This is a genomic window from Anaerotignum propionicum (assembly GCF_024461735.1).
GTDB lineage: Bacteria > Bacillota > Clostridia > Lachnospirales > Anaerotignaceae > Chakrabartyella.
Genome location: NZ_JANGAD010000003.1, coordinates 230276 through 253773, shown reverse-complemented (window position 1 = coordinate 253773; position 23498 = coordinate 230276). Strand labels below are relative to the sequence as shown.

The 23498-nt window shown below is 40.6% G+C and carries 30 protein-coding genes; 4 read left to right on the top strand and 26 right to left on the bottom strand.

The features are described 5' to 3' along the window. Window positions 1-184: 184 nt before the first annotated feature. From NE558_RS06230 to NE558_RS06215, 4 genes are all read left to right on the top strand, one after another. On the top strand, window positions 185-1006 hold the full coding sequence (locus tag NE558_RS06230; protein ID WP_256149092.1) for a helix-turn-helix domain-containing protein: 822 nt from the start codon (window positions 185-187) through the stop codon (window positions 1004-1006). A gap of 3 nt (window positions 1007-1009) precedes the next feature. Beyond that, entirely contained in the window at window positions 1010-1480 is a 471-nt protein-coding gene (locus NE558_RS06225) for a VOC family protein (protein WP_256149090.1), read from the top strand. 65 nt (window positions 1481-1545) lie between these two features. Then, the gene (locus NE558_RS06220) at window positions 1546-1749 is read left to right on the top strand and encodes a hypothetical protein (protein ID WP_066085577.1); all 204 of its coding nucleotides are present in this window, start codon (window positions 1546-1548) and stop codon (window positions 1747-1749) included. A gap of 55 nt (window positions 1750-1804) precedes the next feature. After that, window positions 1805-2527 carry a DUF5131 family protein gene (locus NE558_RS06215; protein ID WP_256149088.1) on the top strand — a complete coding sequence of 241 codons (723 nt, stop codon included), beginning with the start codon at window positions 1805-1807 and terminating at the stop codon, window positions 2525-2527. Between the two features lie 171 nt (window positions 2528-2698). Here the strand turns inward: NE558_RS06215 and NE558_RS06210 are convergent, their stop codons facing one another. From NE558_RS06210 to NE558_RS06085, 26 genes are all read right to left on the bottom strand, one after another. Continuing rightward, window positions 2699-3040 carry a DUF3852 domain-containing protein gene (locus NE558_RS06210; RefSeq protein ID WP_256149087.1) on the bottom strand — a complete coding sequence of 114 codons (342 nt, stop codon included), beginning with the start codon at window positions 3038-3040 and terminating at the stop codon, window positions 2699-2701. A 16-nt stretch (window positions 3041-3056) separates the two neighbouring features. Next, window positions 3057-4745, bottom strand: coding sequence for a hypothetical protein (locus NE558_RS06205; RefSeq protein WP_330643386.1), 1689 nt, complete (start codon window positions 4743-4745; stop codon window positions 3057-3059). A gap of 66 nt (window positions 4746-4811) precedes the next feature. Continuing rightward, complete coding sequence (locus tag NE558_RS06200; RefSeq protein WP_256149086.1) at window positions 4812-5345, bottom strand: DUF6550 family protein; 534 nt, start codon at window positions 5343-5345, stop codon at window positions 4812-4814. Between the two features lie 99 nt (window positions 5346-5444). Then, complete coding sequence (locus NE558_RS06195) at window positions 5445-5993, bottom strand: hypothetical protein (protein ID WP_256149085.1); 549 nt, start codon at window positions 5991-5993, stop codon at window positions 5445-5447. A gap of 90 nt (window positions 5994-6083) precedes the next feature. Beyond that, window positions 6084-6488, bottom strand: coding sequence for a DUF4320 family protein (locus tag NE558_RS06190; protein ID WP_330643385.1), 405 nt, complete (start codon window positions 6486-6488; stop codon window positions 6084-6086). Between the two features lie 18 nt (window positions 6489-6506). Further along, entirely contained in the window at window positions 6507-7379 is an 873-nt protein-coding gene (locus NE558_RS06185; RefSeq protein ID WP_256149084.1) for a secretion protein F, read from the bottom strand. A 39-nt stretch (window positions 7380-7418) separates the two neighbouring features. Next, a complete protein-coding gene (locus NE558_RS06180) occupies window positions 7419-8348 on the bottom strand; it encodes a type II secretion system F family protein (protein WP_256149083.1) in 930 nt (309 codons plus the stop codon). Next, window positions 8345-9928, bottom strand: coding sequence for a CpaF/VirB11 family protein (locus NE558_RS06175; protein ID WP_330643384.1), 1584 nt, complete (start codon window positions 9926-9928; stop codon window positions 8345-8347). The genes NE558_RS06180 and NE558_RS06175 overlap by 4 nt, the downstream gene beginning before the upstream one ends. Beyond that, window positions 9922-10731: an AAA family ATPase gene (locus NE558_RS06170; protein WP_256149082.1), complete on the bottom strand. Its 810-nt coding sequence runs from the start codon at window positions 10729-10731 to the stop codon at window positions 9922-9924. The genes NE558_RS06175 and NE558_RS06170 overlap by 7 nt, the downstream gene beginning before the upstream one ends. Then, a complete protein-coding gene (gene cpaB, locus NE558_RS06165) occupies window positions 10728-11558 on the bottom strand; it encodes a Flp pilus assembly protein CpaB (RefSeq protein WP_256149081.1) in 831 nt (276 codons plus the stop codon). Before cpaB ends, NE558_RS06170 begins: the two co-directional genes overlap by 4 nt. Window positions 11559-11572: 14 nt before the next feature. Beyond that, window positions 11573-11701 carry a hypothetical protein gene (locus NE558_RS06160; RefSeq protein WP_256149080.1) on the bottom strand — a complete coding sequence of 43 codons (129 nt, stop codon included), beginning with the start codon at window positions 11699-11701 and terminating at the stop codon, window positions 11573-11575. After that, window positions 11698-12144: an A24 family peptidase gene (locus NE558_RS06155; protein ID WP_256149079.1), complete on the bottom strand. Its 447-nt coding sequence runs from the start codon at window positions 12142-12144 to the stop codon at window positions 11698-11700. Before NE558_RS06155 ends, NE558_RS06160 begins: the two co-directional genes overlap by 4 nt. After that, the gene (locus NE558_RS06150; protein WP_408605440.1) at window positions 12134-12328 is read right to left on the bottom strand and encodes a DUF6133 family protein; all 195 of its coding nucleotides are present in this window, start codon (window positions 12326-12328) and stop codon (window positions 12134-12136) included. Before NE558_RS06150 ends, NE558_RS06155 begins: the two co-directional genes overlap by 11 nt. A 71-nt stretch (window positions 12329-12399) precedes the next feature. After that, window positions 12400-16824 (bottom strand): S-layer homology domain-containing protein, encoded by a 4425-nt coding sequence (locus NE558_RS06145; RefSeq protein WP_256149078.1) that lies wholly within the window; start codon window positions 16822-16824, stop codon window positions 12400-12402. A 12-nt stretch (window positions 16825-16836) separates the two neighbouring features. Then, entirely contained in the window at window positions 16837-17088 is a 252-nt protein-coding gene (locus NE558_RS06140) for a DUF6133 family protein (RefSeq protein ID WP_256149158.1), read from the bottom strand. Between the two features lie 29 nt (window positions 17089-17117). After that, complete coding sequence (locus tag NE558_RS06135; protein WP_256149077.1) at window positions 17118-17456, bottom strand: SpoVG family protein; 339 nt, start codon at window positions 17454-17456, stop codon at window positions 17118-17120. A 10-nt stretch (window positions 17457-17466) separates the two neighbouring features. Continuing rightward, on the bottom strand, window positions 17467-18018 hold the full coding sequence (locus NE558_RS06130) for a YodL domain-containing protein (RefSeq protein ID WP_256149075.1): 552 nt from the start codon (window positions 18016-18018) through the stop codon (window positions 17467-17469). Between the two features lie 12 nt (window positions 18019-18030). Next, window positions 18031-18432: a DUF3849 domain-containing protein gene (locus NE558_RS14565; protein ID WP_256149074.1), complete on the bottom strand. Its 402-nt coding sequence runs from the start codon at window positions 18430-18432 to the stop codon at window positions 18031-18033. 63 nt (window positions 18433-18495) lie between these two features. Next, window positions 18496-18768, bottom strand: a complete 273-nt coding sequence (locus tag NE558_RS14560; RefSeq protein ID WP_256149073.1) for a DUF3849 domain-containing protein — start codon at window positions 18766-18768, stop codon at window positions 18496-18498. Further along, window positions 18761-19237: a hypothetical protein gene (locus NE558_RS06115; RefSeq protein ID WP_256149072.1), complete on the bottom strand. Its 477-nt coding sequence runs from the start codon at window positions 19235-19237 to the stop codon at window positions 18761-18763. The genes NE558_RS14560 and NE558_RS06115 overlap by 8 nt, the downstream gene beginning before the upstream one ends. 12 nt (window positions 19238-19249) lie before the next feature. Next, window positions 19250-20212 carry a DNA adenine methylase gene (locus NE558_RS06110; protein WP_256149071.1) on the bottom strand — a complete coding sequence of 321 codons (963 nt, stop codon included), beginning with the start codon at window positions 20210-20212 and terminating at the stop codon, window positions 19250-19252. Window positions 20213-20434: 222 nt separating this feature from the next. Beyond that, on the bottom strand, window positions 20435-21025 hold the full coding sequence (locus tag NE558_RS06105) for a BRO family protein (protein ID WP_256149070.1): 591 nt from the start codon (window positions 21023-21025) through the stop codon (window positions 20435-20437). A gap of 111 nt (window positions 21026-21136) precedes the next feature. Beyond that, window positions 21137-21367: a DUF4314 domain-containing protein gene (locus NE558_RS06100; protein WP_256149069.1), complete on the bottom strand. Its 231-nt coding sequence runs from the start codon at window positions 21365-21367 to the stop codon at window positions 21137-21139. Window positions 21368-21389: 22 nt separating this feature from the next. Continuing rightward, window positions 21390-21611 (bottom strand): hypothetical protein, encoded by a 222-nt coding sequence (locus tag NE558_RS06095; RefSeq protein ID WP_256149068.1) that lies wholly within the window; start codon window positions 21609-21611, stop codon window positions 21390-21392. 30 nt (window positions 21612-21641) lie between these two features. Beyond that, window positions 21642-21821, bottom strand: a complete 180-nt coding sequence (locus tag NE558_RS06090) for a hypothetical protein (protein WP_256149067.1) — start codon at window positions 21819-21821, stop codon at window positions 21642-21644. Between the two features lies 1 nt (window position 21822). After that, the gene (locus NE558_RS06085; RefSeq protein ID WP_256149066.1) at window positions 21823-23481 is read right to left on the bottom strand and encodes an antirestriction protein ArdA; all 1659 of its coding nucleotides are present in this window, start codon (window positions 23479-23481) and stop codon (window positions 21823-21825) included. Window positions 23482-23498 lie beyond the last annotated feature (17 nt).

Genomic DNA, 23498 nt, shown 5'->3' with positions numbered 1-23498 from the left:
TATTAATTGAAACTTCCACTTTACTATGGTAACCTTATTTTATATATTTACTGAGTATAACTTTTATGAACCGGTAGTTGGGAAATTTAACTCTCTGCTCTGGAAACGAATTCGTATTTGATTAATTCGCATTAGGCAGATACGCATAATGCAAATCTTTCTTTGAAAAGCAAGGGGGAACATTTTGATTATAAAAGATAACAAGCAATTCAATATGTTTCCCTCACATGTGGGGCTGAGAAAATATATTCTATATTACAACATCGTATTTCCATCTAAGGATATGTTTACAGAGCATTATATGCTTATGCCTAACGCTTGCGGAACATTGTCGCTTGCTTTCGATGGAAATACAGTCATTGCTGAACTATGGGGAGCGTCCCTCTCCCCCATACTGTTAGGCACGGAGCCAAATAGTTATAATATTTTAATGCTTATCCAGCTTTCGCCCTACGGGTTGTATCAAATCACACGCCAAAACCAAGCGGAATTTGCAGACAAACGCCTTTCGCTTGTGGACATCGACAACGAGTTGTTCCATTTATTGCATCATGCTTTTGCAGTATCAAAAACTGCAACCGACTTAGTGAACGCTTGCGAAGAAATATTATACGAACGTATGGAAAAGCATGTTGTTTCAGATGCTTTGCTATTGGCAACCAAAGCGATTTCTGATAATCATGGACAGCTACAAGTGAAAGAGATTGCCAGACTATCTTGTTATAGTGAACGGCAGCTAAACCGCTTGTTCCGCACACAAATTGGAATGAATGTTAAGGACTTTGCACGTTTAACCCGCTTTAATTATGTATTAAAGCACATTCAAAAATCGCCTTGCTTTTTTGCGGCATTGTCACAACAAGCTGGCTATTTCGACCAAGCTCATTTTGATAAAGATTTCAAGGCTATAAGTGGTGTGTCACCCCAAAATTACTTGAAAACAATGTCGGATTTTTACTATGACAGCACAGAGATATACGATACACTATCCTCAAAGGAGGATTGAAAAATGAAATATCAAGGTTGTCTTTTAGCGGTTAAGGATATAGCCGCATCGAAACACTTTTATGAAAAGGTACTTCACCAAAATGTGGTCATGGATATTGATGCACATGTAACGTTTGAGGGCTTTACGCTGCAACAAGGATATGCTGAACTCGTTGGTTTGACAGACGATAGCATAAAAAAGCAGTCACATAACTTTCAAGTCTATTTTGAAGTAGACGATTTGAACAAGGTGTATGCCGAAATGAAAAGCATATTCAGTTTGCAATGGGTACACGAAATCAAAGAATACCCGTGGGGGCAGCGTGATATTCGGGTATATGACCCCGACAAGCACATTGTAGAAATTGCAGAGGATATGACCACGGTTTTCAAACGCTTTTTTAATCAAGGCATGTCGGCAGAAGAAGTTGCTACACGCACAATGTTCCCTCTTGAGGTTGTAAAACAGTATGCGTTAGGCTTTGGTATGTGATACACGGCGGCTTTGGTAAATCAAAGTCGCTATTTTATTCCAAACAAGATCGGAGGAGACGGACAATGAGTAAATATGAGCCACTTTGGAAGGCGATAGGTCAACGCACAGAGAACAGCTTCGCACTGACCTATGCCGAGATTGAACAGATTCTGGGCTTTCCCATCGACCACGCCTTTTTAACCTTCAAGAAAGAGCTGCCCGCCTATGGCTACGAGGTGGGTAAGATCTCCATGAAGGCACGGACGGTGACGTTCAAACGCTGCTGAAAAGCAGCTGCGTTTCTGCTATCATCGGCTTCACCCATCCGAGAGGAGGAACGCTATGAACTGGGAACCATGGACAGGCTGTTACAAAATAAGTGATGGCTGTACAAATTGCTATTTTTATGGGCCGTATGCAAAACGCTATGGTCAAAGCACAATACAAAAAACAGATAAATTTGATTGGCCCACAAGGAAAAATGCAAAGGGCGAATACAATATCAAAGGCAACAAAATTCTTCCAACCTGTTTTGCGACTGACTTTTTCCTGCCAGAAACAGACGAGTGGCGTAAAGACATTTGGGCTATCATCAAGGAAAGAACTGATATTGATTTCTTGATTTTAACAAAGCGAATTGACCGTCTTCTCGTATCACTTCCACCCGATTGGGGTGCAGGCTATGACAATGTGAATATTGGTTGTACTGTCGAAAATCAAGCATTAGCTGAGTACAGACTGCCACTCTTTTTATCTTATCCGATAAAGCGGCGGTTTATCGCTTGTGCACCACTCTTAGAAAAGATAGACTTGACACCGTATCTTCGTGGAGTAGACCATGTGACTGTTGGTGGCGAAACAGGGCGAGAATCCCGTATATGTGATTATGATTGGGTACTTAATATTCGGGAGCAATGCGTAAAAGCAGATGTAACATTTTGGCTAAAAAATACAGGTTCCCTTTTCAAACGTGATGGTGTGGTAGAAAAAATAAATCCATTTAAGCAAACAGGTATGGCAAAAGAGCTCGGTATCAATATTTCAGATGGAAAAAGGTTGTTTTGACAGGAAAAGAATAGCATAAACCATTAGTGCCTGTTTTGTTTCATAAATGTTCTGAACGATTCAAACGCGGATACCCTCCGAAACTGATTTAATTCGTCCACCAGAGAAAAGCTCACTAAATATGAAATTAAGCCGTTGCACCTCTACTCTGATGCAACGGCTCCTTGTTCGTTATATGCCCAAAATCGTCCAAATATACAGCGGAGCTGTTAACGTAAATACCAAACAAGCAAACAAAATTGCTGGACCACTCCACTCAAATTGACCGTGTTTGCGAAAATCAAAGTACGTCATCCCGAGTTTGGCAAAGAAAAAAACCGCAAGAATTAGGTCAATTGCCGGAAAGATTACCTTATTAACCACAGTCTTAATTTGTCCCGATGCCGTCGTCCATGTTCCTTCAATAGCCCCCGCTACATCCCCCGTCCCTGCTGCAAATGCTGATATTCCGTAAAATAGGCAAACAATCAATACCACTGTAAGTATGATTGATAATTGCTTATATTTTTTCATGAATTCTCTCCTTCCCTTATGGTTTTAGAGGTGCCACATGCCAATCCTGCCATAAATTCCCCTTTATTGTTAAGCTATCAGTTAAATTCATTGACAGCATTCCTACTGGCGTCCAGCTATCTGCTGCCCAAGTATTTACTGTATAATCGCCATCTGGCATCCAAATCGGTGTGAAATGGGTTCTATTTTTATAGGTAGAATACTTATTATTTTGAAGCTCAAAGCTATTTGATGATCCATCTTTCATCCTATCCAAAAGTCTCCAATAGGTTTCGTATCCAAACTCAGGAAAATAGCTGACTGCAGTCTGGGGATATGCAATTGCAGAGCTTTGGTTACTGCTTACGGATGCCGTTACGGTTTCATTGATGCCGTATCCTGACTTCATTATTCCACCACTGGCAGTTGGATTTTTACTGTCACATCTGATACTCATATTAGCTGAAAATCTTGCATAATACTTGTCCAGGTCGAACTCCCACCATCCGTGGTCACACCAGTATCCACTATCTTCACCTGTACTATGCCATACCCAATGTTCATGCCACCAAGGATCCCAAACACTCCAATCTGCCCTCACTTTTTCACTACGGTTAGGAACAGATACTGATGAAAATTTTTCGTTTCTATCATCAGCAATAGGATTTGGAGGAGGATTTTTATCAAGATCGACAATCTTACAGTTAATGGTGGTTTTATCTGTTCCACCTGGTCCCTTCACCGATACATGAATTACCATGTCTTGTTCAGTATCTGGTGTTGTCCATTTTACCCAGGCAAGTTGACTATCGCCTTGAGGATAATAGACATTTCCAACATTATAAGTTTTTTCGTCAATAGAAAAGCTGACTTTAGTTGGGTTATCTGGGTCACTCTGCCCTCCGCTGACAGTAACTGTCGTAATAACCTCAGTATTTACACGATACTCATAGTCTTGGGTTACAATTTCAGGAGATTCCGGCAATTCTGTAAAACGTACAACGCCAAGCCCAAGTGATGATTTGATATCTGCATTTGAGGCGGCTTTTGATGTACTTCCTCTCCATGCGGGATAGCCCAAATCTGAAACCTCTAAAAACATAGCAAGAGGTAAATTTTGATGAGAAAGTGCTACCATTCTTCGTCTGAGCAATCCGCTGATTTGTTCATCATACATTGCCGCCTCTGTTGCTGTAGTTGCAATCATTACATCTTCAAATTTGTAATAGGCTATTGGTTCAAGAAGTAGTTTATATCCTCCTCCAATAAGAATGTCATAGTTCATGCCCGTGTGGTTGGCAATCATCTGCACAATATATTCCGAACAGAAATATTTCTTGATTGCGTCGATATTGCTGTTGCCCTTGTCACTTATAATTGTTGGCATTAATTGAGATGGTTTAACGCATTTATAACCACCTTGTTGTGGTGCAAGACTTTTTCCATTATTATATTGTAACTTGCTTACCTTTCCAAAATTATAGATTGATGACAACGGTGGCTTATTGGTGATATCAATAGGTGTTGTCACAACCGCATAATCACTTGCACGAACAACAGTTACCCGAACACCATCATTTCCGGGGGACCATATATTTCCACTTGTTCCATTGTCCATCCCTCCGCCTCCGCCATCAATATTTCCGTCACCAACAGCTAATACAGAAACAGCGGTGCAACATAACATCACAAACGATAAGCATACAACAGTTAATATTTTTTTCATTGATTTACCTTTCCGCAACAGAAAAACACCACATTCCTGTGGTGTCAATCTATTACTATATTTATTTTAATCCATTGTGCCTACTTGCTTATTAATATCGCCATCACTCACGCCTTGGGTTACTTGGTTTTCTCCTGCATTAGGAACATTGTCAAATCCGGGTAGTCCACCAGATGGTTGCCTCTGTGTTGGTGTCTCTGTAGGAGTTTCCACCTTATCATGGTCAACTGGTTTATCCTGCTCTGTTACTTTTTCTCCATTTGGCTTTTGGTCAGGATTTGTAAGCTCTTCTTGCGTATAAGTTGGTTTTTTAGCATCCCCTTGGATAGTCTGCTCCGTTCCCTGATCCACAACACCATTATCAGCATCTGGTTGTTCAGAAACTTCAATTGGCGATACTGTAATCTGGTTTTCTCTTTCTATATTATTTGATTCTTCTACCACTATATCTTTCCCATCACCGCTCTGTATTGGAAGCAATACGTCTTCTGCAGTTGGTTTGCTAAAGCAGCCTGCAATCATCACTGCAAGCACAGCACAAATGGCAAGGCCACCTGCCACTATAAGCCATTTCTTTGTTTTATCATTCATATTTTTCATAAGTTATTCGCCTCCTCGTTTATGTATCTACCCTTACAAGCCACACCCTACCACAAGAAAATCTGAAAGTCTAACATAATTTATATAACTATTAGAAAGTTAAAATTTAGGAGTGTAACCGGCACTGCTTTTCACTTTCATTTTCATGGTAGGTAGTAATTTGCCTCCAAAAGAAATGGGAACTTCCAGCATAACAGCGCTGTCAATCTCAAATCTTTTGTCTGCCCTATCACTATCTGCGAAGGGTGCATTGCGAATCTCTACATCTAAATTCCATATTTTAAACTGTGTTTCACTGCCAGAGGCATTTTTTTCGTGATATCCACCGTTCTGAGTCAGGCCAAGTATATTATCCATTTTATCATAAATATTCCCATAATCAATGCATTCCTCAAAGTCCTCGGCAGTAGGCTGATACCCTCCCGAATATCCCTCACGCACTCCATGATACACATCATCATAATTTTCTACCACAGTAGAAATGACTGCATCCTGCAAAGCATCTCGCACCCCTTGTGCAACAATCATCAAGCGAAAATATTCTGAAATGCCTGTAAAAATCATAACAAGACAAAGGGTAATGGCAACGGCAAAGGGATAACCGTTGCCTCGGTTGTTTTTCAGTGGTTCTAATCGTTTATTTATCATTTTTCTCCTTTCCGCTAAGTTCAACCCAAGGCACAAAGCTTAAACTACTAGCTAAATTTAATGTGCGAATTAGATCCAGCATCACGGTGGTCATTTCCAATACACCTCGCTTTTTCCCAGTGCTTCTCCTCTTAAAGTGATAGGAAAAGAGCCAAAACCATTGAACATCCCAATGTTCACTTCGTAGGTAACAACCACAGAAATTTCCTCATTCAGCTGAATTTTACCTGTTTTTGACCATACAACAGTTGGAGTGATTCCTATTTTTTCAGCAAGAAGCTGTTCTCGCCTTGCAGTTTCCGTACCCACCTGTCCTGCAATTTCTGCCTCTCTCACCAGCTCTGTAGCAAAGGTATCTACCTGCTGTTTAACGATATAGGCAGGAAATACTTTAACTGCTACAGCAATCACCAGCATGGCACAAAGAACAAGCACCACCACATCCATATAACCCTCACCACGATTATTTCTAAATGCCTTCATCATTTTTTTCATCTTATTTATCCGCCCCCTTTACAGCATTCCGCCAAGGGAACGAATGATTTCATAGACAATAATTACGATATAGGTCATCAGAAAGCACAACAGCATGGTAAAACTAAATATCCTTATTTTCGGCGGTATCTTCATTGCCTGTGCCTTAAGACGTTGCAATTCCAACTGCTTCATATCATGGCTTAACATTTGAAAATAAATAGCTCCGTCATCTCCACGAAGCACACCAATAAGCCCTCTTGTAATATCCGAAAGCATAGAAGAATTAATCCTTGCTTCAAACCTAGTGAGGGCAGCCTCATAGGATGAGGAACGCATATCGGCTGTTAAAACATCCAGTTCCTTAGCAAAGTCTTCGCCTGCATTTTTCTTGAAATTCTCCAAGATAGAAAGTACATCTCGGCTTGCCTTTAACTCCTGAGTAACCGTTGCTACAAACCTTGGCAGTTCAACCTCAATCTTCTCACGCTTGGCCGACAGCTTTTCATCCGCCTTGCGGATTTCCTTGAAATAAACAATTATTGCTAGAAACAGCAAAACAGGAGCAGTCAACGGTAAAATCCAAAGAGCCGGCACAACTGCAAGTACAATGAGTCCCGATTTCACAATTGCATTTGCCGTAAATTCTTCCGGTGATTCTTTCATGCCTGCGGCACTTAGGGTATTTTGCAAACGAATTTTCTTATATTCGTCCATTGGCAAGAACTTTGCCAACCTGACCGCCCATCCAGCAATTAGAGCATCCATGGTTTTTGTTTTCTCTTTGCTAGGCTTTGTTGCCGAGAGCATGGCTTTCCCTGTGGCTAGGCTTGGCAGTTTCAAAATATCTGCAAAAATCAAAAAAATTCCTGTGGCAAGTAAACTACCAAACAGTATCATCATCAGTTGCATTCCTCCACCTCCCTTTTCTTCATTTTCTTTGTCATCCATCTACCTCCGATACTCTATGGGCTGGGTAAGCTTAATTACAAATGCCATAGAAATAAACATTGCCGTAAAGCAAATGGCAAGAACAATCTGACCCACAATGGTGTGCATCAGTGTGTGATACCAGTCCTTATTTAGGAAATACAGGAGCGGTATATTGGCAAGCACCAGTACCTGCATGGTAATAAACTCTTTTCTCGGTTCAAACACCATATTCTCCAACTCTCCGTTTACCACTCGCATATCGCTAAGCTTTGAAACAATAGGTGTTAGGGTGCTTTTCAGCCCTCTGTCAAACTGGCAAGCTATCAAGGCATCACACCATTCACGGAAAACGGCATTCTCTATCTGCCCACGCATAGCCTGCAATCCTGCCGTTATATCAGGATTAATCATTTTGATTCTATAGATAAATCCTTTGAAGACCGATAAAACAGGCGGATTTAAGTAAGAAATGTTTTCCTCCACCGCTGTTAAAATATCTTCATTTCGCAGATACGCCGTTGTAATGATACTGAGAGCTGTTTCCAGTTCTGCCGAAATATCTTTTTTGAAGTGTGTCTGGGTTAATCTGATATACCAAAATGGCAGGAACATAAAACCTACGGCAAGAACAGGAACCAGAAAAAAGTTGCTCATCATAATGGCTATTGAACCTCCCACAGCAAACAGTGCCAAAGAAATGACACAAAGTATAGGAAACCTTTTTTCACGACCTGTGATTTTCAAGATTCCCTGTACCTCAGTGATTTCTCTTTTGAAAAGGTTGACCTTTTTTCGGTTGGTAACCTCGTTTATTTCATCCTTGATACTTTTGGGCTTACTTAAAAATCCTTTAAATATCCCATCGGTAAACTCTGTGGGAGAAAGGGATAATATAATAAAAAAACCTGTAATCATTCCGATACAGGCAACTAAAAGTATGATATTCACGCTGTTTTCACCGTCCTTTCCTTGAGGCTTTTAATCATTTCAATGGGCATGCCATTTTCCAAAAGCCGTTTTGACAGGCTTTCGGAAATAGATTCTTTCCGTTCATGGTGACCAATAATCGTAAATGTTCCGTTTTCCTCCATACGATTTTCTGTAATGATATATTGGAACAGCGTGCAGTAATTTCTTGTACCGTCAGGCAGAATTTCACATTCCATAATCTCCATCATGCGTCTTTCCTTGTTTTCAAGCTGTTTACAGAACACAATAATAGGATATGCCTCCGTCACATAGCCATAAAGAGTTTCATCACTCATATCCACCGCACGTTTGCAAAGAGAAACCATTCGGCGGTAGGTGGCTTCACAGGAATTTGCGTGAATGGTTGTGAGCACTGCAATACCTGTTCGTGCTGCCTCCTGTGCTGCATTGGCTTCTGCTCCACGCATTTCACCAACTACGGCAATATCGGGATTAAAGCGTAATGCCATATCCAGCAGTGTAATTTGATCCACTTTTTGCTTCTCATTTTCACTGTCCCGAGTGAGGGTATGAATGACCGAGTTTACTACTTTTCCATTCTCATATCGTGTGAGGTCAAGTTCACGAGAACCGTTTTCAATGGTGTAAATTCTTTTATTATTGGGAATGGTGGTTAAAAGCCAACCCAGCACCGTTGTTTTTCCACTTGAAGTTGCACCGGCAACGCAAACAGAAATGCCATAGCGAATAAGCTGCGAAAGAAAATCAAGCATGGTGTCAGTTGCCGTTCCACTACGCACAAAATCTTCTTTTTTCATGCTTTGAGGATTTACGATACGAATTGATGCGGCAATTCCCACATCTTCATCTACAAGCGGTGTTTTCAACACCGCAATACGAATGTTTTTGGATAGATGCCCAAGGATTGCAGGGCTTGCGTTATCAAGCACCATACCAGATACATGGAGCATTCTTCGCACCACGTTGATGGCATGTTCCGGGGAGTCAAAATGCTCCTCCAGCTTCACATTTCTGCCATCTGAATACTGCACCTCTATATCCTGCCAAGAGTTAATGTCAATTTCCTCAATGTTTTTTCCGAAAATATATTTGGTTAAAAATCCGTACTCTGCCATCTCTGTATAAAGAGCATCTATCAGCTCGCCGCCGTCCATGCCTTTGACTGCAATTCGCTCATCCAGCACATATTTGCTGATGTATCGTTTCATCTGCTCTTTGGCATCTTGTAGGTCGCCATTGGTAATCAGCTGTGAATAGTTGCTGGATATATGCTCCTGCACATCCTTTAGCACAGAAGAAAAATCCCTGCCTTCTGATTCTGGGGCAAAAAATAAGGAGTGGGTTCGATTTCCTGTACCCAGCTCCGCTACCTTTTTCTGTTTCTGTGGGGGAATAATAAGATTTTTGGCTCTGTTTTCTACTGATACCATTTCATCTGGTGAATGTTCCTCGTTTACGGTTTCTTTTTCTATAAGCTCTAATTCCTGTTTTTTGTTATCTGATTCTATTGACACAGTAGGGCTCTGTTTATTGTTCTCTGTTGCAAACACAGAATTTCCTCGTTTGTTTCCTAGCACCCAAACACCTCCTTTATTATTTTCTCAATCTCCCTGCGAAATTCTCTACTATCTTTTAGGGATAAATCTGCAAACAGATTTCCCTCAAGATATTGCTGTTCCACTTCATCGGAATGAGGAATCTTAAACGTCAAACTACCCATTGCCCCAGCCATATGTTCAATACCGTGACTAGCTTTGATATTTGATGCCACCTTATATTGTTTCTCCATATCCCAATTGCTGTTTTGCAAAAGCTGTAACTGGCTTGACAGGTAGCTAATGGATTTTAAATCACAGTTTGCAAGGCGAAGTACACTGTCGCTTTCCAGCAAGGCAACGGCAGATAAAATATCGTTGGCAATGTAACTGCTGCAATCAATAATTATAAATGGAGCAATCTTTCGCAGACTCTCTATTAGCTCCTGTGCCTGCACTTTGGAATAAGAGGCATAGGTGTATTCGTTTTCGCCTTTCAGCATACCGATGATGGTGAGATACGACATCTTCTTATGAGTAATCATATTGTATTTCACAAGGGGCTCTGTCACATGGGTTGCCGATAAAATACTGCCAAGGGATTTCTCGCATTCCAAATCCGAAGGTGGGCAAATACAGGGAAGCATGGGTGCTGTCATATCACATAACACCAAGACTACGTTTTTCTTTTTGTCTGCAAGGTATTTTGCAAGCTTTACTGCAACCGTTGATTTTCCAGAACCAGGGCTTCCCCAAACTGCAAGCACACCACCATGCAATACCTCTTCTTTTAGGGGTTCTGCTCTTTGTTCTCGTGAAAAGATGGAGTTTTTCATGAAGTTCATTGTGCTAAGTCCTCCCCTGACGTATTTCTAACTGTTTGAGGATTTTCAACAGATGCATCACCTGCATTTTCCTCGTCTGTAGTTTCCGTCAATTCTTGATGATAAATTTTTGCAATAACTTCGTCCTGTGCAATAATGAATTCCTGTGCCTTTTCGGAAACTCCTCGATAAACAAGGGAAAGATGTGCCGTTCCGCCAGCCTCGAGCTCTGCTAACACATTTCCTTGTTCGGGAGTTACAAGCAGGGTAACAGTTGAAGGAAGCTCTCTATCATCTTCACCATTAATTTGTTCCCCTGTGTTAGCGTCGTACCCACTTGGCGTAGTTACCGAAATAACCTCTACGTATTTCAGTTCTGTGGGAATGACAGATGCACCTTGTTTTTTATAATCTGGGGCAATAACAGAAACAATATCTCCACTTTGAAGTTTACCAGAAAGACCATTTGAAAAGGTTTTAATGGTAATGGAAATAGCCTGCTTACTGCCATCCAAGTTGTATAAATAGGCATTTTCTACAGCAGGAACTTGAGACACCTTGGTATTTAAAATATAATCCCCAATGTACAAATCAGCGGTTGCGTAAGTGCCAATGACGGTATCTTTATTCTTAATGATATTTTCAGGAAGGTTGTAACCTCCTACTTCCACCACCTGTACCATATCATTTTTAATTTCATCACCTGTCTTAATTTCCTTTGCAACACGCACAATCTCTGTTTTTTGACTCATCCCTTTATTAAATAAAGGAGTGACTCCAAAACAAATAATGAGGGACAGCACAATACAAATCACTCCCACAACCGTTCTATTTTTCAAAATACTCATAATTTTTTACCTCCTTAAAATGATGTTGTATATTTTCTCTTTTTGCTTTCTTTAATCAATTTGGGTATAAATGCAAGTGCTGTTACCATAGGAACAATGACCCACAGTGCAATAAAACATTTGTTATTTCTGCTTTTCCTCATCGCATCAGTCCTCCAAAATTCATAAAATATGTTACTAAAAAGCCAATGGTTAAAAAAGGAGCAAGAGGCATTGGAAACTCCTTTGCCTCTTGCTTTGTAAGCTTTCGCCTGTGCTTTAAAATAATAAATACTGCAAGTTCAAGGGAAAATCCAAGGATAACGCCATATGCTGTGGCAGTAAAGCCAAGAACGAAGCTTACAGCGGCAGTGAGCTTGATATCTCCACCGCCAAGCTGGTCTGGGTAAATCCATGCGGCAGTTATTAATAAAACCATTGGAATGCCAAGTCCCAAAAGATTTTCCGCCTTAAAATTCAGCAGTGCACAGAGGGCAATTCCTACACAAAACAGTGGTGGAATCTCTCTTTTCTTCATGTCCTCCACAGACACCAAAATCAGCAGAAAAGAAAAAAGCACCGCCTGTGCGATGCCGTTAGCCTGCATAATTGAACATTTCCTTAATTTTGGTTTCCAAAGTAGGCATCACCACATCTCCAAACAATGCATAAAGTCCTGCTAGTAGCAATCCGCCCAAAACTACAGCAATGAGAATTTTGACTGCCGAGTCAACATAGTTTTCACCACGGTTATTTGTGATTACACTTCTCATTTTCATAGATTGAATCATAAAAAAAGTCTTTGCCTGTACTGCCTTTTTTTGTGCTTCCTTCATCATTATCTTCATTTAAAAATCCTCCCTTATTCAAAATAATAATCGACGGTGTATGTTATGTTTGATTTGTTATACATGCAGTTATGGTTTGTGTAGTAGTAAAATTCCAGCTTGGAATATGATCCGCTGTTAAGGCTTCGTTCAAAAGTGATACCGTTACTGGTTGTTTCATAGTCAAGTTGATCCCACTGATTTGTGCGTATGTTATAACCTCTCACTCTGCCGTAATCGTTACCGCTGTGACCCGATACAGGGGGAACGGTAAAGGTATATCCCGTAATGGTAGCTCCTTCAATGCCATTTTCCAATATGATAGAATCTGGGCCTGACAAAGTCATACCGCCCGAGCCATTTGAATCAGCAACGAAGAACATAATAGCTGACCAAGGGGATTCTGCCCCTGCACTGTCTACCGCTTTTACTCTCACTACATTTTTGCCTAGAGGATACACTGCCGATTCCGCTGGCCTGTTCTCCCATACATAGGTGATGGCATCTCCATCTGCATCACTGCTTTTTGCTGTTATGGTTACTGCAGTTCCCGGTGTAACACTGTTTCCGTTGGGAGTTCTGGTAATCACAGGCCGTTCAGGTGCTGAGTTTGCAACAGTAAATGTCTTTTCCGACCACGGAGAATATGAACCTACAGAATCTTTGGCACGAACCTTTATGGTGTATGTACCTACTGCATAGTAGCCATCTGAATTTTTACCCTGCCATTCAATCACAGTTGCATCTCCGTCTGCATCTACCGCTGAAGCAGAAATATTCACAAGAAATTTACCATCTTTCGCTGTTCTAGTGGGAGTTACTGTAAAGTTGGTGATGGTCGGTGCACTGTTTGCAACCGTAAAAGTTTTTACTGCCCACTGTGAATATACTCCAGCAATATCTTTAGCACGAACTTTCACGGTATGTGTTCCTACCCCATAGTAACCATCTGCTGATTTGCCTTCCCACTCAAGCTCAAATTTATCTCCATCTGCATCCGCCGCTGTGGCAGAAATATTCACCAGAAATTTACCATCTTTCACTGTTCTAGTGGGAGTTAATGTAAAGTTGATGATAGTCGGTGCACTGTTAGCAATTGTAAAAGTTTTCACCGCCCACTGGGAACACGCTCCTGCAATATCTTTTGCACGAACCTTCACGGTATGTGTTCCTACTGCATAGTAACCGTCTGCCACTTTGCCTTCCCACTCAAGCTCAAATTTATCTCCGTCTGCATCTACCGCTGTAGCAGAAATATTCACTAGAAATTTGCCATCTTTCACTGTTCTAGTGGGAGTTACTGTAAAGTTTGTGATAGTCGGTGTAGCGTTTACTACAGTAAAGGTTTTTACTTCCCACTGGGAACACGCTCCTGCAATATCTTGCGCACGAACCTTCACCGTATTCGTTCCAACTGCATAGTAACTGTCTGCCACTTTGCCGTCCCACTCAAGTTCAAATTTATCTCCATCTGTATCTTCTGCTGTTGCAGAAATATTCACCAGAAATTTACCATCTTTCGTATTTCTGGTTTGAGTTACTGTAAAGTTTGTGATGGTCGGTGCAGTGTTTACTACAGTGAAAGTTTTTTCTGCCCAATTGGAATATGCCCCTGCAATATCTTTGGCACGAACCTTCACCGTATTTGTTCCCACTGCATAATAACCGTCTGACGCTCTGCCTTCCCACTCAAGTTCAAATTTATCTCCGTCTGCATCTTCTGCTGTAGCAGAAACTTCTACTAAGAATTTACCATCTTTCACTGTTCTAGTTGGAGTTGCTGTAAGATTTGTGATAGTTGGTGCAGTGTTGGTCACATTGATTTCTTGTGTGCATCTGCTTTCTCTGCCGAGAACATCAGTTGCAACAGAAGTAAGTACAAATTTGCCGGTATTTGAAATTGAAATATTGCCGCCCTTCTCAGTTAGTGCTCCTGTATAGCGTTCTGTTTCCCCATTTTGGGTAAGTACCCAAACAACCGTTGCATTTTGAGTATGCTTTGCATTTGAAATTGTCACTGGAAAGCTTTTCCCATAGTGAACGTCTGACGGCATTGTGAAGGTAAAATCCATTACCGGCATAATTTTGATTTCTTGACTGTGGGTATAGCTTCTTCCTAAAAAGTCTGTCATGGTTGCCGTTAAAACAAACTCACCATGTTCCTTGAAAATCACCTTTCCACCAAGTGCAGTTAATGCTCCATCCAGCACTTTGCTTAAAGAAACAGCCTGACCATTTCTACTCAATGACCATTCCACAGGGAGGGTATTGTTATGCCCACTAGTTCTTAAGTCAATTGAAGTATCTGTGTAAGCCACTTTCGGTAGGTTGAAATCAATTGTAAGCACAGGCAAAACCTCAGTTGTTTTCTTTGGTTCAAAAAGAAATACTCTTCCTGTTTCATCGGTCGCTCTGGCAACAAGCTCATAAATTCCTGCCCGCTTAAACTTGATTTTCCCACCAGTATCGGAAAGAGAACCTTCCACAAAGGTATTCCAATCTTGATAGCCGAAGCTGTTATCTACAAGCCATTCAAGGGTGAGACCATCCAAGTCTGTGCTCTTTACAATTATTTCAATTTCTGTATCTGTATGTGCGTATTGCGGCTGCGTATAACTAACTATTGGCACAGAATACACCTTAATTTGCTGTTCATAAGAATAATCTCTCTGTCCGTCATCGGTAAAAGAGGCTTTTAAAGTATAAATTCCTTTTCCCTTGAAACGCACCTCCCCGCCATCATTGGTCAAATCCCCACTGATAAATTCAGAAAGCTGTACATCTTTTCCGTCTTTTTTGAGAGACCATATCGCTGTATGGTTTCCAATTTCGTCTAGTGTTGCTTCCACTTTCACAGTATCATCTGTATGTAGAATAGATGGAAGATAAAAACCAACAGAGCCTACAGGATATGCGATTATTTCCGCCGTATCTGTAAAAACCCGCCCTGTTTTATCAGTTAGTGTAGCTGTAAGTCGATAAACACCCTTTTCCTTGAAACGGATATTGTTTTCACCAAGGCTAAGTTCACCCTCAATGAAATTTTCAATAGTTACGGGTTCTCCATCTTTCATAAGTGACCATTTTACAGTCATATCCTCAGCTTCTTTTGTCTGAACATGGAAAGCAATGGTTTTGTCTGTATGGGTAACAGACTGTAAGGCCAAATTGATTTCTGCCACAGGATATATATCAATATTCTTTGATACAGTAGAAACCTTACCAAGTTCATCGGTAATCGTTGCAGTAAGTTCATAACTGCCTTTTCTGCTGAACAGCATCGCTCCCCCTGTATTGCCAAGCTCTCCTATAACGGAATTTTCAAGTTTTACTTCCATACCATCTTTTATCAGAGACCACACTACAAGGTTTTGACCAAGATTCTCGGATTTTAAATCCACCGCAATACCGGTGTCGGTATGTGCTGTTTTCGGCATATCAAAGTTTACCGTCACCACAGGGTAAATCGTAACGGTCTGCTCACAGGTAATTTTCTTTCCAACACTATTTTTTGCCGTTGCTGTAAAGGTGTAAATCCCACTCTCCTTGATTTTCACAATACCGCCGCCTGAATTTAGTTCTCCATCCACAACGTCAGGTATTTCCACGGAAATACCATTTTTCAAGACAACCCAAGCCACTGTTGTTACATTCTGACTTTCGCTTTTAATCTCAATTCCTTCTCCTGCATATGCAGTTTTCGGAAGAATGAAGCTAAACTGTGGCTCAGGCACATAAGCTGCACCTCCACTGCCTCCATTGGAGCTTTCTTCCTTTGGATTTTTAATCACAGAATTTTGTTCTTTCTCTCTCTTAATCTGTTCGCTGGCTTCTTCCTCTTTTACAAGCATTTTAAAGGCTTCTGCACGGGTAGCAACGCCCGCGGATTGCATCGTTCCGTCTGGATAACCACTAATAATGCCATATTTTTTTCCAATGCAAACGTAGATCTTATCCTCGCTTTTAATCAACTGTGCATCGGTAAAATCAAGATCACAGATACAATTTCCACTGTGATTTTCTATTCCCAATGCACGAACCAGCATTTTCACCATCTCCAATCTGGTAATTGGCTCATCTGGGGAAAATTGATTTTCTGGATATTCTTCTTCTACAATAATGTCAAGGCTGGTCAACTTCGTAATATTTTTTTCCGCCCAATGTCCCTTGATGTCAGTAAAATCGGAAGGTCTATTGACTGCACCATCTTGACTCCTTTCAATTTTGCGGTCAACCAATGCTGTAAATTCTGCTCTTGTTATCATTTCATCTGGGTGACAAAGACCATCGGGAAATCCTGATATCACACCCTCGTCCGTCAGCTTTAGAATGGCATCCTCCGCCCAATGACCTATACTATCTTGAAAGATCAGCTTTTCTGCATATGCACTCTCAAACATTACTAGCACAAGACAAATAATCAAAAATATAGAAGTTGTCTTTTTTAGGTTCTGTTTCATACCATCCCTCCATCAGCCTGCATAATTGAACATTTCCTTAATCTTGGTTTCCAAGGTTGGCATCACCACATCGCCAAATAATGCATAAAGTCCTGCAAGAAGCAATCCGCCCAAAACCACAGCAATAAGTATTTTAACTGCACTGTCTACGTAATTTTCACCGCGATTATTGGCTGCTGCAAACCGCAGTTTAGCAGACTGCAATATAAAAAACGATTGTGCCTGTGTTACCTTTTCCTTTACAAAAACGACTGCCTTTATCATTGAATTTTTCACTTCTTTCCCTCCTAATTTCACATGGTCATCGTTGGAGCACTGCCTTGCTCCTGTGTGGATGTCTCCTGTTTTTGCTCCTGCTTTTGAGACAATGCCTGTTCATATGCACCCATCACTGCTTGGTCAAATTCCTTTCTTGCTTCTGCTGTGCACGGAAAACAAATATCCTTGTATTCTCCGTTTCCTGCTTTGTAACTAGGCATGGAAACAAATAATCCTTTACTGCCCTCCATCACCTTGACGCCACGAATGGCAAAAGCTTCATTAATATTGACAGTTGCTGTTGCTTTTAAAGTTCCTTCTGGTCGAATGCTTTGAATCTTTACATCATAGTGAAGCTGATTGTTTTTCTTCATATTCATCCTCCTACATTTTTATTTGCATTTCCTGCTTATGCTGTTTGAAGCCAATCTCCTTAAATCCGAACTGGTCTACGTAGTGAAAAACACTCCCTTCGTCATCATAAAGTTCCACAACATCCGACATAGATAGGGAGTGCCCCTCATAACCATACGGGTGGTCAATATTGAATTTTGTATAGATGCCTTCCAAATCGTTGGTTGCAAGCTCTCCATCATAAACGGTTTCATAATTTTCAATACGCGGTTCACCAAATTTCTTTTGGCTCTCTTCCAAAGGAATAAACCGCAAAGCAAAGTCCGAATCGGCTTTTAACTGCCAAATTCGGACTTTTTTTAGTGGCTTGATTTCCCCATTCAATTCTGCCAGCTTTTCACCCCTGGAAAGCCGTTCAAATACACCATCTGTCCAAGTAGCTGAGAGATTTTTCTCGGTCAGCCATTCTTTCAGTTCTTCCCTTTGAAACATGGTATCCACCACTGCATTTTGCTCTTTTACATATCCGGCTGGGTTACCATAGTAGTAAATAAAGCCCTTTTTGATTTGTATATTACTCATTTTTCTACCCCCTTACTGCATTTCCATTCCTCCCATGCTTTGACCTACCTCCATGCTCGCTCCTATCTCCTTTCGCTTTTCAACTGCCCAATCAGGAAGGTACTCCGCTTTTAATTCTCCAATAAAATCTGAACGTTCATATTGACAACGCTCTCCGTCAGCCAGAAATCGCCCGAACACCTTTCTTCCACTTGCTGTGGGCGAACAACCAAAACCGCTCTCACACAAAACAAGCTGGTCTCGAGGATTTTTATACTCATCTTTGAGGTTTGTGGCACGAAGGACCATCACCTTCCCCTCAAAGTTAAGCCCTGTGGCATTGTTACAATGTTTTGCCTCCCATAAATTCAAGGCTTGGTAGGCTCGCCTTGCCTGATTGATAAAGCCATCCAGCACTGCAGGGTGACTATCCACTGCGTACTCCAGCCGTTTATCAAAGCCCTGAATCTTATCGTGCAGAATAAAAAAGTGATTTGCTCATTCCTTATTTTCACGAGAAAATCTGCCGTCATGACTTTTTTGCTGTACTGAATTAGCAAGAACAAAATTAACTCGGTCATAGCCAAACTGAGAAATCACTTGCTCTGCTGTGTTTTTTTCAAGCCTTAGACCATCAAAATTTCCACTGATGGCTTTTTCAATGGCATTTTTACAATCTACATTTGCTTTATGGGATTCCTTGTATAAACTAAGCTCCTGATTTCCCTTCGCAAACTGAAAACTGTAAGGATATACATAATTCTTATCCATGAAGAAATTCCCCCTTTACAAGCAATGCATCAAGCTCGCCCATACAAATCCCATAGTTTGAAAGCAGTTCACGAATGTCCTCAGGAATATCTGCAATATCATGGTCGTATTCCGCCTGTTCCACACGAACAATTCCGCTGTCCTCCTCAGCAAAGGCAATCAGCTTTGCATCATTTGGAATCCCCGCAGCCTCCAACATATAGTGAGGAAGCTTAATGTTTTCTGTATCCATTTCTTCACAATGGCCGCAGTCCTCACAAGTGCCACAATTTTTCGCCAATATGACAAGGAAATTTTGAGTGACTTCCGCAAGGGTTGCAATGGTTTTCACCATATCCAAAGCAGTCATTTTTGCCTTTGTCAGCACCACAAGATGGTCAAATGCAGTAACAACTACTTCATCTCCTAAATTTGCAAATTCAATCATTTCGTTTTCAACAGTCAAGCCTTGCTGTTCTAATTTTTTCATGTACATTTCCCCCTAATCCTCTTTTAAGTAAAATTCAAATTGTTCATCCTCGTCGTCCAAATCAGAAAAAAGATTCATTTGAAAACTAAAATCCTTTATAACCATCTTCTTTGGATCAAAATTTGTAATTATCACTTCTCTGTACTCCGCACCTCCTTCATAACGCTGAGCCAAGTTATTAATACGAACAACTGTGCGAATATGAAAATCCTTATACAATTCCCTGATGTACTCACAATCGTTATAGGACACCATCCAAAGTCCCTTACAAGCTGAAAGAGTATCCCTAAGTCTTACATGGTTTTCTTTTGGAAAGCCCACAGCATAATGACCTTCTGTTCCAAAATAAGGTGGATCACAATAGATAAAAGCTCCCTCCCTGTCATACTGTTTAATGAAATCCTCAAAATCTTTGTTTTCTATAACAACGTCCTTTAATCGTTCCGAGGCTTCCCATATAATTTTGAAGCACTTTCGAATATCGCAGGGCTGACCACCAAAGGAAGTTGTACTACTGCCGTAGCTGTACTTTATCAACTTGAAAAAAGCGGCTGCTCTTTTTACTTCATAGAGCTCTGCTTTCTTTTCATATAAAAGCTTCATTTCCTCGGTAGACGGAGGAGGTATATATTTTTCTGCCAATTCCAGCTCCTCAGCCATATAGTTATCTGTGAATTCTTCCTGTTCAATAAATTTTCTCAAAACTCCAAATTCATCTCTTGCACACAAAGGTAAAAACCCAAGCTCTTTTAGAAAAACAAGAGGGCGTTCTTTTACACATAAAAAAAGGTTTACAAGATTTGAATTAAAATCATTGTAAACCTCCATGCAGTTCTTTCTCTGTCTTTTTCCAAATAGTACCCAGCCACCTCCTCCAAACACTTCTATATATCGTGTATGATTTTTAGGAAACAGCTTATATAACAGCTTTCTTAAAGCCTTTTTCCCACCAATCCACGAAATAAAACTATTCACTTCTCAACCACCTTCCTTCCAAGAAACAAAAAAGTCGACTGCTTTCCTGCCTAAGCAGAGAAACAATCGGCCTTAAATTTGTTCGTCTTTTCCTATTCGTTCTAAAAAATGAAGCTTCCCCAGAACAGTGATCAGTGTCTGCGTACCATGATACCCGTTGTTGCAAAAGTCTTTGATTGCAAAAAATTCATAATGCACATAAGGCTGCATTGGTAGAATTCTTTAATGTTTATCACGGTAGACATATTTTTTATCAATGAGAAATTGCGTAAATGCCATTGGCTTTAGCCCCAGTTCCTTGGCATTAGTGCGAAAATCAGTAAGCATTTCAGAAGCAATCAGTTTATCAAAATATTTTCCTTTGGGTACAAGGGTTGCAATCTCATTTTTTAGCTCCTTGTTTTTCTGTGTTTCAAAAAGAAGCTGTTTTAAAAGTAATTCCAAGCTTTCAGGATTTGCCATAATCTCACCAAGCTTTAGCATGGTAATATAAGCCCCATGTTTTCTAATGGACGGCAAAACTTCCGTAGTTACCCAGCGTTTAAACTTTTTGGCAGTTGGCAACTTACTGGAGAAAATAAGGGCATAAAGACCGCTTTCGTTGATTGCTACCATGACTCGGTTTTGCCTACCGTCGTGAATTGCGACACCAGCCTTATCTTCCTTTTCCACATGTTTAGATAGGCTGTCTCTGGTATTGGAATATCCCAATATTTCTGCGGCATCTTTTCCCACAAACCAAGGTTCGCCGTCAATTAATAAGGTTCTTATTTTGCCGAATTCCTCATTTTCAAAAATCATAAGTTCATGCATTTCTCTACTCCTTTCCAAACAAAAAGACCGACAGATTGATATTTTTCACTCATCCTGTCGGCTGTTTTATATTTTTCTCTTTCATTCAGATCTTTACCTACAGCACTTTTTTCACTGGCTTATACCCCCAATCCCTTGGGAATCCATAGTCTGCTCTTCCTGTGGTTTTAAAATCACCTTGAAGTGATCCTCGCCTATCACAATGCCAAGGGAACGGCCATTGTCCCACTGCATATGCAAAGTTCCTATGTCATCAACTGAAATCACCTCGCCTTGTGTTCCTGCAAGCACTGGAGCATACGAATCATCCATATCTGACGTAAGCTCAAGCCTTGTACCCACTGGGTACTGTTCTTTGATTCTTTCAATATTCTCTTGAAAATCCTCTCATTTTAAATTCCTCCCCTATTAGTTCTTGTTTTTGCTGATTCTGTTGCACAATCTGTTCCAATTTTGAAACGGCCTGGATTATAACAGTGTCGTGATTGAAGCTGTCTGAAGCTTTGTAGTTTGAATCAATTCTTTCATCACCATTTTCTTTTATCAGAATATCTATCGTAACGATTTCATCCTTTGTTACACCCAATCGCTTATTATCACTGACTGAGGCTTGGTATTAATAGATGGCATCTTCCAAGGAAGATGCATATTCCAACATCTCATTTGGCAGTCCTAAGTTTTCCAACACGAACCATCGGTAGGAGTGGGTGGCGGTTGAATCGGATGCTCTTTTCAGAGCTGCCAAGCCTTCATTTGTAAAACCAAACTGACTATTTTCTTCTGCTTCCTTTGGCATCTCACATTCCTCCAAACTTCATATCATGATTTTGCAGTTTTATTTCCAATTCTTCAGACGTCTGCAAACTCCAGTTTTTTGCTCCCCAAAAACTGACATATACCTGTTTACCGTTGCATTTAATCTCTCTTTGCTCAAAGCCCTCGCCCCATCCGTCACTGGCTTGGCCTGTAATTTCATCTTTTATTCTGGCAAGTTCCCTATCATCAAGGGGTGCATTTAAAATGAGATTTGCAACTCCCATCAACTGTCCATTCACTTCTTCCACAGAGAAATCGTACCTTTTTACTTTTGCATTGACGCTATCCTGGTCGCAGTAGCACCTCATCAACCCACGTTTCGTTTCCTCGGGCAAGGCATTTCTCTCAATCGCCTGCAAAATTTCATCTTTATATTCCGCAAGCTCATCTGGGCAAACATCGATTCTATAATCCACCTGATAAAGATCTCCATAGTCATTCTCATCATAATACGTGGTCCCACAAAGTGGCATATACAGCTTTAGTTCCTGAAAGTCTTGCTTTGGGATTTCTATTCCAAAATGCTCCCATAAAACCTGTGCAAGTTCCCCATTATAACCGTGATAGAGAACATATCCCTTTTCAGTAAATGCTCCATTTTCACTGGCAATTTTCTGCTTGCCATAGCGTTCAAAGTCTATGTATTCTTCAAGATTCTCGTCATAGTCAAAATGACCGCTTTCACAGATGATATATTTACCGTATTCTTCCGCAGTATGGATATTGGGGAAAAGTTCAAACTCATACATACTGTCCAGAAGTGTTTTTAAGTCCTTTTGATTATCTGACTGAACAAATTCCATCAGCTTTTCAAAATAACTTTCCTCTTGGGTGCCAATCTCTCGAAACTTACTTGCAAAGTAATTAAGATTGTCTACATTCTCGTAGAGCGGTTTATCGGAAGTTATAATTTCAAGCATTGTTTCTGGAAAATGATCACTTGTGAGACCTAGACTGCAATCCGACAGTGAATCTGCATCCAACCTCAGCAAGGCATATTCTATTTGCATTTTCGTGCATGGCAGATAGAGAAATTGACTATATCCGTCTTTTCCCACTTCCAACTCAGCAATTTCATCTTGCCAATGATACAGCGGAAAGTGCATTCCATCATAAATTGTCTGTATTGGATTCTTGTTTTGATAAAGAATTCCATAGGGTGTAATTCCTGAGGTGGGATTTTCAGCAAGTAGTTTTTCAAAATATGCTCTGCCGTCAAACTCCTGAAATTCTTTCTCGCTGACCGCACCTTGTTCTGTTAGGTACATTTTCTTACCTACCGCATCAAGGTCGCTGAAATCGGCAACGAGGCTGTAACAGTGGGTGTTAAAGGTTATATTGATAAGGTTTGCCGTGGTCTCTGGCTTTTCTGCATATGCCATAGCGTAAAAAGTTTGCAACTCATCTCTACCAAAACTGTCCAATCGTTTCATTAGGTAATCCAGCTCATCAATATTGCAGGGCTTATCTTTAAGGAGAGTAGATAGCCTTTCATCGGATACTTCTACAACGATGCAGTTTGGTTCTGTACTTGGTACAATCTCTAAGTTGAAGCAGACTTTTTCAAAATCTTCAGCTTTCCAAGGAAACCAAAGGCCTTCCCTTCTTTCGTTCACAGGGTTCTGGATTGTTATTCTCATTTTTTCCTCCGTTCTGT

What these genes read in the sequence shown, in the direction of transcription:
- NE558_RS06155 (WP_256149079.1), bottom strand. Translation starts at nt 12,144, where the DNA reads ATGCAGGCTAACGGCATCGCACAGGCGGTGCTTTTTTCTTTTCTGCTG.
- cpaB (WP_256149081.1), bottom strand. Translation starts at nt 11,558, where the DNA reads ATGAGTATTTTGAAAAATAGAACGGTTGTGGGAGTGATTTGTATTGTG.
- NE558_RS06170 (WP_256149082.1), bottom strand. Translation starts at nt 10,731, where the DNA reads ATGAACTTCATGAAAAACTCCATCTTTTCACGAGAACAAAGAGCAGAA.
- NE558_RS06210 (WP_256149087.1), bottom strand. Translation starts at nt 3,040, where the DNA reads ATGAAAAAATATAAGCAATTATCAATCATACTTACAGTGGTATTGATT.
- NE558_RS06200 (WP_256149086.1), bottom strand. Translation starts at nt 5,345, where the DNA reads ATGAAAAATATGAATGATAAAACAAAGAAATGGCTTATAGTGGCAGGT.
- NE558_RS06130 (WP_256149075.1), bottom strand. Translation starts at nt 18,018, where the DNA reads ATGAGTAATATACAAATCAAAAAGGGCTTTATTTACTACTATGGTAAC.
- NE558_RS06085 (WP_256149066.1), bottom strand. Translation starts at nt 23,481, where the DNA reads ATGAGAATAACAATCCAGAACCCTGTGAACGAAAGAAGGGAAGGCCTT.
- NE558_RS14560 (WP_256149073.1), bottom strand. Translation starts at nt 18,768, where the DNA reads ATGGATAAGAATTATGTATATCCTTACAGTTTTCAGTTTGCGAAGGGA.
- NE558_RS06115 (WP_256149072.1), bottom strand. Translation starts at nt 19,237, where the DNA reads ATGAAAAAATTAGAACAGCAAGGCTTGACTGTTGAAAACGAAATGATT.
- NE558_RS06220 (WP_066085577.1), top strand. Translation starts at nt 1,546, where the DNA reads ATGAGTAAATATGAGCCACTTTGGAAGGCGATAGGTCAACGCACAGAG.
- NE558_RS06190 (WP_330643385.1), bottom strand. Translation starts at nt 6,488, where the DNA reads ATGAAAAAAATGATGAAGGCATTTAGAAATAATCGTGGTGAGGGTTAT.
- NE558_RS06185 (WP_256149084.1), bottom strand. Translation starts at nt 7,379, where the DNA reads ATGCAACTGATGATGATACTGTTTGGTAGTTTACTTGCCACAGGAATT.
- NE558_RS06205 (WP_330643386.1), bottom strand. Translation starts at nt 4,745, where the DNA reads ATGAAAAAAATATTAACTGTTGTATGCTTATCGTTTGTGATGTTATGT.
- NE558_RS06145 (WP_256149078.1), bottom strand. Translation starts at nt 16,824, where the DNA reads ATGAAACAGAACCTAAAAAAGACAACTTCTATATTTTTGATTATTTGT.
- NE558_RS06105 (WP_256149070.1), bottom strand. Translation starts at nt 21,025, where the DNA reads ATGCATGAACTTATGATTTTTGAAAATGAGGAATTCGGCAAAATAAGA.
- NE558_RS06215 (WP_256149088.1), top strand. Translation starts at nt 1,805, where the DNA reads ATGAACTGGGAACCATGGACAGGCTGTTACAAAATAAGTGATGGCTGT.
- NE558_RS06090 (WP_256149067.1), bottom strand. Translation starts at nt 21,821, where the DNA reads ATGCCAAAGGAAGCAGAAGAAAATAGTCAGTTTGGTTTTACAAATGAA.
- NE558_RS06140 (WP_256149158.1), bottom strand. Translation starts at nt 17,088, where the DNA reads ATGATAAAGGCAGTCGTTTTTGTAAAGGAAAAGGTAACACAGGCACAA.
- NE558_RS06160 (WP_256149080.1), bottom strand. Translation starts at nt 11,701, where the DNA reads ATGAGGAAAAGCAGAAATAACAAATGTTTTATTGCACTGTGGGTCATT.
- NE558_RS06195 (WP_256149085.1), bottom strand. Translation starts at nt 5,993, where the DNA reads ATGATAAATAAACGATTAGAACCACTGAAAAACAACCGAGGCAACGGT.
- NE558_RS06150 (WP_408605440.1), bottom strand. Translation starts at nt 12,328, where the DNA reads ATGATTCAATCTATGAAAATGAGAAGTGTAATCACAAATAACCGTGGT.
- NE558_RS06225 (WP_256149090.1), top strand. Translation starts at nt 1,010, where the DNA reads ATGAAATATCAAGGTTGTCTTTTAGCGGTTAAGGATATAGCCGCATCG.
- NE558_RS06135 (WP_256149077.1), bottom strand. Translation starts at nt 17,456, where the DNA reads ATGAAGAAAAACAATCAGCTTCACTATGATGTAAAGATTCAAAGCATT.